The organism is Streptomyces sp. SID5785 (genome assembly GCF_009870065.1).
In the GTDB taxonomy this organism is placed as follows: domain Bacteria; phylum Actinomycetota; class Actinomycetes; order Streptomycetales; family Streptomycetaceae; genus Streptomyces.
In genome coordinates this window covers 1-10102 of the sequence record NZ_WWIA01000107.1, presented here as the reverse complement: position 1 = coordinate 10102, position 10102 = coordinate 1, and the positions used below count along the sequence as shown (strand labels likewise).

The following is a 10102-nucleotide window of genomic DNA, read 5'->3' as shown; positions in this document are numbered from 1 at the left end:
TGTCTCCTTGTCCATGCGCGGCCACTTCTGCAGCCAGCCCTCCGCGTACGCGTCCGAGGAGAGCTTGAAGAGGTTGTGCAGCCCCGTGCTGTTCGCCGCCCAGATCGTCTTGTGCGTGTAACCACCCGAACCGGACACGTCGTCGCGCTTCTGGTGCGGCTGGCCCCACTGGATCTTGCGCTTGTTGCGCCGGGACTCGGGGGCCACGTAGGCCTCGATGCCGATGATCGGCGTGACGCCCGCCTTCTGCGCCGAGTGGAAGAAGTCGTACGCCCCGTGGAGATTGCCGTGGTCGGACATGGCGATGTGCGTCATGCCCATCTCGTTGCACGCGTTGAACATGTCCTTCAGCCGCGCGGCACCGTCCAGCAGCGAGTACTGGGTGTGGACGTGCAGGTGCGTGAAGGGCGGCTTGGACACGGTGAGGGCCTCCATTGGCGAACACGGGGCGACAGGCTGGCGACGGGCTGTGGGCAGCTCGGGGATGCCTCGGGGGACAGCTGGGAAGTCTACGACCGGCGACTGACAACCGGCGGGCACTCCGGAGTACGGTCGGGCGTTGGACGAGGCAGAGCACCTTGTCCTGCGTGTCGCACGAGCCCACGCACCACCCGTACCAGGAGGCACCCAGCGATGCCGGACCCGCAGCCCACCGCTGAGCAGCGCGGCGAGCAGATCCTCTCCGTCTTCGACACCGCGTTCGGCGAGCTGCTCGCCGCCGACCCCGCCGCGTTCCGGGTGAAGTTCCGCAAGATGGCGGCCTCCGCCTTCGCCTTCTACCGCGGCACGGCGTGCCTCTTCTACCACGACGTGGAGCGCGAGCAGCACGGCGGTCCGTACCTGGACGACCGCACCAGCCGGGTCTGGATCCACGGCGACCTGCACGCGGAGAACTTCGGCACGTACATGGACTCCACGGGCCGCCTGATCTTCAATGTGAACGACTTCGACGAGGCCTATGTCGGCCCGTTCACGTGGGACCTCAAGCGGTTCGCGGCCTCGGTGGCGCTGGTCGGGTACGCGAAGGCGCTCTCCGACGAGCAGATCACCGACCTGGTGCGCACGTACGCGGCGGCCTACCGCGAGCGCATCCACGCGCTGGCGACGGGCGCGAAGAGCGACGAGGTGCCGCCGTTCACGCTGGACACGGCGGAGGGCCCGCTCCTGGACGCGCTGCGGGACGCGCGCTCGCTGACCCGCTTCGGACTGCTGGACTCGATGACCGAGATCCGTGACTTCGAGCGGCGCTTCGCGGAGGGCGGCGGCTCCGTCGAGCTGGACGCGGCGACGCGGTACAAGGTCCTCGCGGCGTTCGACGGCTACCTGGAGACGCTGCCGGAGTCGTCCCTGTCCCGCCCGGACTCGTACCGGGTGAAGGACGTGGTCGGCCGCCGCGGGATCGGCATCGGTTCGGCCGGGCTGCCGTCGTACAACATCCTTCTGGAGGGCAACAGCGACGCCCTGGAGAACGATGTCGTGATCTACATGAAGCAGGCCCAGACCCCGGCCGTCTCGCGGCACATCACGGACCCGGCGATCCGTGAGTACTTCCAGCACGAGGGTCACCGCACGGTGATCTCGCAGCGTGCGCTCCAGGCGCACGCCGACCCGTGGCTGGGCTGGACGGAGCTGGACGGCTCGGGTCAGCTGGTCGCCGAGGTCTCGCCGTACGCGGTCGACCTGGACTGGGGCGACATCGACGACCTGGAGGAGATCACGGCGGTCGTCGCCGACCTCGGCCGGGCGACGGCGACGATGCACGCGGCGGCGGACGACCTGTCCGGCCAGTCGCTGGTGCCGTTCTCCACGGAGCGGGCGATCGACGCGGCGATCGCGGCGGACGAGGACGGCTTCGCGGGCCTCCTGGTGGAGTTCGCACACTCCTACGGTGCCCGCGCGCGGGCCGACCACCAGATCTTCGTGGACCTGTTCCGCAACGGCCGGATCCCGGGTCTGGCCTCGTGACGGCGGCCCGCGCGACGGCACCCGCGTCACCCACAGGAACCCTTTAGGCATCGCTTACCGCGGGCCATGGCACACTCCTCGGCGATGGACGACATATCCCGGACTCACCTCAGAGCCGTGCGCGCGGCCCTGTTCACGGCGCTCGTCGTGACGCTCTCCGCCGCGTCGCACGTCCTGCTGTCCCGGGCTCCTCTGCCGCTCACCACGGTCGCGGTCATCGCCGGCGCGGTGTTCGTCCTCGCGTACGCGCTCGCCGGGCGTGAGCGCGGCTTCGGCCGGATCGCCGCGCTGCTGGTCCCGCTGGAGCTGGCCGCGGACACGGTCTTCACCACGGGCCAGCACATCTGTTACGGCGACGCGGCGGGCCCGGTCGCGGGCCCCCTGCGTTCCTTCGGTCTCGACGTGCTGTGCGCCGGGGGCGTCGGCACCCCGTTCGCGCGGATGACGGGCGGGGCCGGCGACAAGGCCGCCGTGGCCCTCGCGCACACCGATCCGGCGGCCTCCTGGCTGCTGCTCGGCGCGCATGTCGCGGTGGGTCTCCTCGCGGCCGCCTGGCTGCGCCGCGGCGAGCACGCCCTGACCCAGCTGCTGCGCGCGGTGGCGGTCGGCACGTTCCGGCCGCTGCTGCTCGCCTGCGCCGCGGTGACCGTCCGCCCGGAGCGGGCGCCGCTGCGGCAGCGGCCCACGCGGCGGGTGCGGGCCGCCCGCACCCGGCTCTGGGCGCACTCCGTGGGACGGCGCGGACCTCCGTGCCCGGTTCTCTGACCGGCACACGACAGTCCCCCGTCTCTCTTTTTCACACCTCCACGGAGTTTTCTCATGAGCAAGCGCAACAGCCAGCAGGCGAAGACCGCGGCCCGCGAGCGGCTGCGCGTCGAGCGCGAGCGCCAGGCCAAGAAGGACAAGGCGAAGCGCCAGGCGATCGTCGCCACGTCGATCGTCGCGGTCCTGGCCGTCGCGGGCGGCGTCGGCTACCTGGTGATGCAGAACAACAAGCCCGGCCAGTGGGAGGCCGCCAAGGACAAGTCCCTGGTGGCGCCCAAGAACACGTCCGGCAAGAACAACACGACGGTGACCCTCGGCAAGGACTCGGCGAAGAAGACGCTGAAGGTCTACGAGGACGCGCGCTGCCCGGTGTGCGCCTCCTTCGAGCAGACGGTCGGCCCGACCGTGAAGAAGGACCTGGACGCCGGCAAGTACAAGATCCAGTTCATCGGTGCGACGTTCCTCGACAACAATCTCCAGGGCGAGGGCTCGAAGAACGCGCTGAGCGCGCTCGGTGCCGCCCTCAACGTGAGCAAGGACGCCTTCCTCGAGTACAAGGAGGCGCTCTACTCCACGAAGTTCCACCCCGAGGAGACCGACGACAAGTTCAAGGACGACGCGTACCTGCTCAAGGTCGCGGACACCGTCCCCGAGCTGAAGAACGACAAGACCTTCGAGAAGGACGTCAAGAGCGGCACCTTCGACAAGTGGGCGCTGGAGATGTCCGACCTGTTCGACAAGAACAAGGACGGCGTCCAGGGCACCCCGTCGTTCGTGATGAACGGCAAGAAGCTCACCGGTTCCGACGGGGAGAACGCCCCGATGACGGTGGCGGACTACAACACCGCGATCGACAAGGCCCTCAAGGGCTGACACCGCACCACCTCCACGCGACGAGCGGGCGAACTCTTCGGGTTCGCCCGCTCGTTGTGCATACCGGCCAGTAATGTGATCGCCCGTGACCAGTCGCATATCTGAAGCCACCACGCCGGACCGCTCCTTTGGCCCCCGCACCCCGCGCCGCCGCACCGTCGTCAAGGCGGCGGCCGCCGGTGCCGTGCTCGCCGCGCCGCTCGCCGCCGCGGCCACCGCCCACGCCGCCGACACGCCCGCCTTCCAGCACGGCGTCGCGTCCGGGGACCCGCTGCCCGACGGCGTCCTGCTGTGGACCCGGGTGACGCCGAGCGCCGAGGCGACTCCCGGCTCCGGCCGGGGCCCCGACGTCCCGGTGCACTGGGAGATCGCCCGGGACAAGGCGTTCGGCAGCGTCGTCGGGAGCGGGACCGCCACCGCGAGCGCGGCGACCGACCACACGGTGAAGGCGGACGTGCGCGGGCTGAGCCCCGCGAGCACGTACTACTACCGCTTCGCGGTGGGCGAGGAGCTCTCCCCCGTCGGCCGCACCCGCACCGCCCCGGCCGCCGACTCCACCGCCCCCGGCCTGCGCTTCGGCGTCGTCTCCTGCGCCAACTGGGAGGCCGGCTACTACTCGCCCTACCGTCACCTGGCCGCGCGCACCGACCTGGACGCCGTCCTCCACCTCGGCGACTACCTCTACGAGTACCGGACCGGCGAGTACCCGGCGGCCGCGTACACGGTCCGTCAGCACCGTCCGACGCACGAGATCGTGTCCCTGGCCGACTACCGGATCCGGCACGCCGTGACCAAGACCGACGAGGACGTGCGGGCGATGCACGCCGCGCACCCCATGATCGCGATCTGGGACGACCACGAGTTCGCGAACGACGCCTGGTCGGGCGGCGCCGAGAACCACACGCCGGGCGCCGAGGGCGACTGGGCGGCCCGTCAGCAGGCTGCCAAGCAGGCCTATTTCGAGTGGATGCCGGTCCGCGCCTCGACGGCGGGCACCGTCTACCGCAGGCTGCGCTTCGGCACGCTCGCCGACCTGCACCTGCTCGACCTGCGCTCGTTCCGCTCCGAGCAGTCGAGCGTCGGCAGCGGCGACGTGGACGCGGCGGACCGGACGATCACCGGGCGGGCCCAGCTGGACTGGCTCAAGGCGGGGCTCGCCGCGTCCGACGCCCGCTGGAAGCTGGTCGGCACCTCGGTGATGATCTCGCCGGTCGCGTTCGGCTCGCTCCCCGCCCATCTGCTCGAGCCGCTGGCGAAGCTGCTCGGGCTGCCCACCGGAGGCCTCGCGGTCAATGTCGACCAGTGGGACGGCTACACGCACGACCGCAAGGAGCTCATCTCCCACCTGCGCGACCGCGGCATCCGCGACACCGTCTTCCTGACCGGCGACATCCACATGGCCTGGGCCAACGACGTCCCGGTGACGGCCGGCACGTACCCGCTGTCGCCGTCCGCGGCCACGGAGTTCGTCGTCACGTCGGTGACCTCCGACAACCTGGACGACATCCTGCACGTCGCACCGAACACCCTGTCCACGGTCGCCGAGACCGCCGTGAAGGCCGCCAACCGCCACGTGAAGTGGCTCGACATGGACTCCCACGGCTACGGCGTCCTGGACGTGACGGCCGAGCGGACCCAGATGGACTACTACGTGATCTCGGACCGGGCGGACCGGAACGCCACGACGTCCTGGGCCCGCTCCTACCGCACGCTCAGCGGCACGCAGAAGGTGGAGCGGGCCGACGCCCCGGTGCGCTGACCGGGACGGCCCGCACCGGCGGACCTACAGGGAGTCGAGGAAGCCGAGCGCCACCCGCCAGGTGGCCTCGGCGGCCTCCCCGTCGTGGTCCGGCAGCTCGGGATCGGTGTAGAGGTGGCCCGCGCCCGGGTAGCGGTAGATCTCGACGTCGGCGCCCGCCCGGCCCATCTGCAGGTACCAGGTGTTCAGCCAGTCGTCGGTCTCGAAGGCGTCGGGCGAGGCGACGTGCAGCTGGACCGGGAGCTCGTCCACGGAGGCGCTCTCGGCGAGGTCCGAGGTGCCGTGCAGCAGGAGCAGCCCCTTGGCCTTCTCGTCGCCCAGGGCCAGCGTCTGGGCGGTGGCGGCGCCGAGCGAGAAGCCCGCGTACACGAGGCCCCGCTCCGAGTACGGCGCGGCGGCCAGGACCGCCCGCCTGAGCAGCTCGTCCTTGCCGACCTCCTCCCGGTACTCCCTGGCCTTCTCCAGGTCGTCGAAGGTACGGCCCTCGAAGAGGTCGGGCGTCCACACCTCGTGCCCGGCGGCCCGCAGCCGCTCGGCCGCGGCCGAGACGGCGGGCCGCGGGCCGTAGATCGAGTGGAAAAGCATGATGTTCATGCGCCTATGGTGCCAGGCCACGGCCAGGACCCGACCGGACCGGACCGGGCGCGAAGCCGGCCGCCGCCAGGCCCGAGTCGTGTCCTAGCGCATGCTGCGCACGTCGAGCTGGCGCAGGATGCGGTCGACGATCTCCGGGTCGGCGCCCGGCTCGCTGCGGGCGGCGAGCACCTCGTGGCGGGCGGCCGACATCATCTCGTTCTGGATGTGGCGGATCCGCTTCACCCGGGCGAGACGCTTCGTCTGGGCCTCGCGGCGCTCCTCGGCGCCCAGCTCGGGGTTGATGCGCAGCCCGATGTCGTAGGCGCGGCGCAGCAGCTGCTCCTGCACCTCCTCGGGCAGCTCCTCGACCTCCTCGATCTCCTTCAGGCGCCGCTTGGCGGCCTTCGCGGCACGCAGCGCGATGTCCCGCTCGTAGGACTGCTCGGCCTCCGTGTCGGCCTTCACCTTCAGCTTGCGCACCAGCCAGGGCAGGCTGAGGCCCTGGAGCACGAGCGTCGCCATGATGACCCCGAAGGCGATGAAGACGATCTCGTCGCGGGCCGGGAAGGGCGAGCCGTCGTCCATCGTGAGCGGGATGGCGAGCGCCAGCGCCACGGAGGCCACGCCGCGCATCCCCGACCACCACATGACGACGGTCTCCCGCCAGCTCACCGGGATGTCCTCGTCCACGTCGCGCCGGGCGTGCAGCCGCTGGGTCACCCAGGTCATCGGCAGCAGCCACAGGAGGCGGACGACGATGACGACGGCCACGACGGCGCCCGACCAGCCGAGCATCTCGGCCCAGTGGCCCTCGGCGGTGCGCACGACGTTGTGCACCTCCAGGCCGATGAGGCCGAAGGCGACGCCGGTGACGAGGGTGTCGACGACGTCCCAGAACGCGCGCCCGGTGAGCCGGGTCATGACGTCGTCGGCGTCGAAGGCGTGCTCGACCATGAACATGGCGGTGGTCACGACCGCGAGCACGCCCGAGCCGTGCAGCTCCTCGGCGAGCACGTACGAGGCGTAGGGCACGAGCAGGGTCAGACCGACCTGGAGCGTCGCGTCGCCCAGGTAGTCCATGAGCTTGTTGGCGGCCCAGGCGAGCCCGAAGCCGACGGCGATGGCGACGACGGCGGAGAGCACGAGGGTGAAGGCGGCCTCGGAGAACGAGAAGGAGCCGCTCACGGCGGCGGCGATGGCGACGTGGTAGAGCACGATGGCCGTGACGTCGTTGAACAGGCCCTCGCCCTCGAGGATCGACACCATGCGGCGCGGCAGCCCCAGTTGACCGGCGACGGCGGTCGCGGCGACCGGGTCGGGCGGCGCCACCAGCGCGCCGAGCGCGACCGCGGCGGCGATGGGCAGACCGGGCACGACCGCGTTGGCGACGAAGGCGACGGCGGCCGTCGTCACGAAGACGAGCGCGACGGCCAGCAGGAAGATGGGTCTTCTGTTCGCGGCGAACTGCCGCCAGGACGTGCGGTGCACCGCCGCGTAGAGGAGCGGTGGCAGGACGAGGGGCAGGATCAGGTCGGGCTGGATGTCGACGTTCGGCACGGCCCTGATGAGCGCGAGCACGATGCCCAGAAGCGTCATCAGGACGGGCGAGGGGAGGCCGAGCCGGTCGCCGAGCGGAACGCTCAGCACAGCCCCGAGCAACAGCGCGAACAGCAGGGCCAATTGATCCACGGGGGCTCCGAGCAGGCTCGACGATCAAGGATGTTCCGCCTCAAGAGTGCCACGCGTATCCGGGCAAACCGCCGCGCGGGGTCGCGTCGGACCGCTCGGGGAGCCGCCGCGGACCCTCAGCCGAGGGGCTTGCGCATCGCCCGGTGCGGGATCCCGGCGTCGGGGAACTCGGGCCCGTACACCTCGTAGCCCAGCCGCTCGTAGAAACCGAGGGCGTGGGTCTGGGCGTGCAGGTCGACGGCGGTGAGACCGCGCTCGCGGGCCGCGTCCTCGATCGCCCCCACCAGCGCCGCGCCGACACCGAGGCCGCGGGCCTCCTGCGTGACGGCGAGCCGGCCGAGGGCGCCGACGTCCCTCGCCCCGCCGTTCTTCACCGCGGCGGCCTCGCCGGTCAGCAGCCGGCCGGTGCCGAGCGCGGTGCCGTCCGCGCGCACCGCGAGCACATGCACCGCGTCCGCGTCGTACCGGTCGTACTCCAGGTCCTCGGGCACGCCCTGCTCGGCGACGAAGACGCCGCGGCGGACGGCGAAGCAGGCCTCCCGGTCGGCCGCGGTCTGCGCGACGCGCAGCGTGTACGCGCTCATGCGCTCTCCGCCCTGACCCGGTCGAGGGCGGTCTGCAGGTCCTCGGGGTACGCGCTCTCGAACTCGACCCAGCGGCCGTCCGAGGGGTGCTCGAAGCCGAGCCGGACCGCGTGCAGCCACTGGCGGGTGAGGCCGAGCCGCTTGGCCAGCGTCGGGTCGGCGCCGTAGGTCAGGTCGCCGGCGCAGGGGTGCCGGTGCGCGGACATGTGCACGCGGATCTGGTGCGTGCGGCCCGTCTCCAGCTTGATGTCGAGCAGGGAGGCGGAGCGGAACGCCTCGATGAGGTCGTAGTGCGTGACCGACGGCTTGCCCTCGGCGATGACCGCCCACTTGTAGTCGTGGTTCGGGTGGCGGCCGATGGGGGCGTCGATGGTGCCGCTCATCGGGTCCGGGTGGCCCTGCACGAGCGCGTGGTAGCGCTTGTCCGGGACGCGCTCCTTGAACTGGCGCTTGAGCGACGTGTACGCCCGCTCGGACTTCGCGACGACCATCAGGCCGGAGGTGCCGACGTCGAGCCGGTGCACGATGCCCTGGCGCTCGGCGGCGCCGGACGTGGAGATCCGGTACCCGGCTGCGGCGAGACCGCCGATCACGGTGGTGCCGGTCCAGCCGGGGCTCGGGTGCGCGGCGACGCCCACGGGCTTGACGATCACCACGATGTCGTCGTCGTCGTAGACGATCTCCATGCCCTCGACGGGCTCCGCGACGATCTGTACGGGCGCGGGGGCCTGCGGCATCTCCACCTCGAGCCAGGCCCCGCCGTGCACGCGCTCGGACTTGCCGACGGCCGCGCCGTCGACCGTCACCTTCCCGGCGGCGGCCAGCTCGGCCGCCTTGGTGCGGGAGAAGCCGAACATGCGGGAGATGGCGGCGTCGACACGCTCGCCCTCCAGGCCGTCGGGCACGGGCAGGGATCGGACCTCGGGAATGGTGCTCACGCATCGAGTATGCCGGAGCGCGCCACCGCTCCCGTACGCGAGGGCCCGCGCGACCGGCTCAGTCCTTGTGCACGGTCCCGTCGGGGTCGACCCCGCGGAAGGAGAGCAGCACGATCAGGATGCCGCCGCACACGATGGCGGAGTCGGCCAGGTTGAACACCGGGTAGTTCTTCGGCGCGATGAAGTCGACCACCGCGCCCTCGAACACACCGGGCGAACGGAAGATCCGGTCGGTGAGGTTGCCGAGCGCACCGCCCAGGAGCAGGCCGAGGGCGATCGCCCAGGGCAGGCTGTAGAGCTTGCGGGCGAGCCGCACGATGACGACGATCACGGCGGTCGCGATCAGGGTGAAGATGATCGTGAAGGCCTCGCCGACGCCCCAGGCCGCGCCCGGGTTGCGGATGACCTCGAGCTGGAGCCAGTCACCGAGGATCTCGATGGACTCGCGGTGCTCCAGCTTCGCGACGACGACCAGCTTGCTGACCAGGTCGAGGACGTAGGCGAGGGCGGCCACGGCGAACAGCACGGCGATGCGCCGCCTGCCCCGGGGCCGCTCGGCCACCGCCTCCTGCGGCTCCTTCTCCTCCTGGCCGTCCCGCTCCTCGCGCTCCTCCTGCTCCGCGCGCTCCGGAGCCCGGCCCGCGGCGGCGTCGGCCTGCCCGGCCGGGTCGGCCTTGTCCGGCTCGGCCGCCCCTGTCTCAGGAGAATCCGGCGTACCGATGATGCGCTCCGCCTCTGCCACGTGAGTCCCTCAATCTAGGTCCTGACTGAGGACGAGAGTACGACACGCGTGTCAGGAGCGGCGCTCCTGCTTCTGCTTGCACTCCACGCACAGGGTCGCGCGCGGGAAGGCCTGCATCCGGGCCTTGCCGATCGGGTTGCCGCAGTTCTCGCAGAGCCCGTACGTGCCCGCGTCCAGGCGTTCCAGGGCCCGCTCGGTCTGGAGCAGCATC

The 10102-nt window shown here is 71.4% G+C and carries 11 protein-coding genes; 4 read left to right on the top strand and 7 right to left on the bottom strand.

What is annotated here, in order from left to right:
• The coding region (locus GTW43_RS03225) for a PHP domain-containing protein (RefSeq protein WP_161300062.1) at window positions 1-420 on the bottom strand (420 nt) is incomplete at its 3' end.
• A gap of 213 nt (window positions 421-633) precedes the next feature.
• On the opposite strand from GTW43_RS03225, the gene GTW43_RS03220 reads away from it, so the two are divergent.
• From GTW43_RS03220 to GTW43_RS03205, 4 genes are all read left to right on the top strand, one after another.
• Window positions 634-1965: a DUF2252 domain-containing protein gene (locus GTW43_RS03220; protein WP_161299782.1), complete on the top strand. Its 1332-nt coding sequence runs from the start codon at window positions 634-636 to the stop codon at window positions 1963-1965.
• Between the two features lie 84 nt (window positions 1966-2049).
• On the top strand, window positions 2050-2730 hold the full coding sequence (locus GTW43_RS03215; RefSeq protein WP_161299783.1) for a hypothetical protein: 681 nt from the start codon (window positions 2050-2052) through the stop codon (window positions 2728-2730).
• A gap of 54 nt (window positions 2731-2784) precedes the next feature.
• Window positions 2785-3603, top strand: a complete 819-nt coding sequence (locus GTW43_RS03210; protein ID WP_161299784.1) for a thioredoxin domain-containing protein — start codon at window positions 2785-2787, stop codon at window positions 3601-3603.
• 85 nt (window positions 3604-3688) lie between these two features.
• On the top strand, window positions 3689-5362 hold the full coding sequence (locus tag GTW43_RS03205) for an alkaline phosphatase D family protein (protein WP_343245866.1): 1674 nt from the start codon (window positions 3689-3691) through the stop codon (window positions 5360-5362).
• A gap of 24 nt (window positions 5363-5386) precedes the next feature.
• Here the strand turns inward: GTW43_RS03205 and GTW43_RS03200 are convergent, their stop codons facing one another.
• The 6 genes from GTW43_RS03200 to GTW43_RS03175 form a co-directional block, all read right to left on the bottom strand.
• Window positions 5387-5956: a dienelactone hydrolase family protein gene (locus GTW43_RS03200; protein ID WP_161299785.1), complete on the bottom strand. Its 570-nt coding sequence runs from the start codon at window positions 5954-5956 to the stop codon at window positions 5387-5389.
• Window positions 5957-6040: 84 nt separating this feature from the next.
• Entirely contained in the window at window positions 6041-7627 is a 1587-nt protein-coding gene (locus tag GTW43_RS03195; RefSeq protein ID WP_161300060.1) for a Na+/H+ antiporter, read from the bottom strand.
• A 116-nt stretch (window positions 7628-7743) separates the two neighbouring features.
• Window positions 7744-8211 carry a GNAT family N-acetyltransferase gene (locus tag GTW43_RS03190; RefSeq protein ID WP_161300058.1) on the bottom strand — a complete coding sequence of 156 codons (468 nt, stop codon included), beginning with the start codon at window positions 8209-8211 and terminating at the stop codon, window positions 7744-7746.
• Window positions 8208-9149, bottom strand: a complete 942-nt coding sequence (locus GTW43_RS03185) for an RluA family pseudouridine synthase (RefSeq protein WP_161300056.1) — start codon at window positions 9147-9149, stop codon at window positions 8208-8210. The genes GTW43_RS03190 and GTW43_RS03185 overlap by 4 nt, the downstream gene beginning before the upstream one ends.
• 58 nt (window positions 9150-9207) lie before the next feature.
• Window positions 9208-9891, bottom strand: a complete 684-nt coding sequence (gene lspA, locus GTW43_RS03180) for a signal peptidase II (protein WP_161300054.1) — start codon at window positions 9889-9891, stop codon at window positions 9208-9210.
• A gap of 51 nt (window positions 9892-9942) precedes the next feature.
• A partial coding sequence (locus GTW43_RS03175) for a TraR/DksA C4-type zinc finger protein (protein WP_202500977.1) occupies window positions 9943-10102 on the bottom strand: 160 nt, incomplete at its 5' end.

Bases quoted from the DNA above. Each gene is read 5' to 3' on its own strand.
- GTW43_RS03220 (WP_161299782.1), top strand. From the start codon at position 634: ATGCCGGACCCGCAGCCCACCGCTGAGCAGCGCGGCGAGCAGATCCTC.
- GTW43_RS03215 (WP_161299783.1), top strand. From the start codon at position 2,050: ATGGACGACATATCCCGGACTCACCTCAGAGCCGTGCGCGCGGCCCTG.
- GTW43_RS03210 (WP_161299784.1), top strand. From the start codon at position 2,785: ATGAGCAAGCGCAACAGCCAGCAGGCGAAGACCGCGGCCCGCGAGCGG.
- GTW43_RS03200 (WP_161299785.1), bottom strand. From the start codon at position 5,956: ATGAACATCATGCTTTTCCACTCGATCTACGGCCCGCGGCCCGCCGTC.
- GTW43_RS03190 (WP_161300058.1), bottom strand. From the start codon at position 8,211: ATGAGCGCGTACACGCTGCGCGTCGCGCAGACCGCGGCCGACCGGGAG.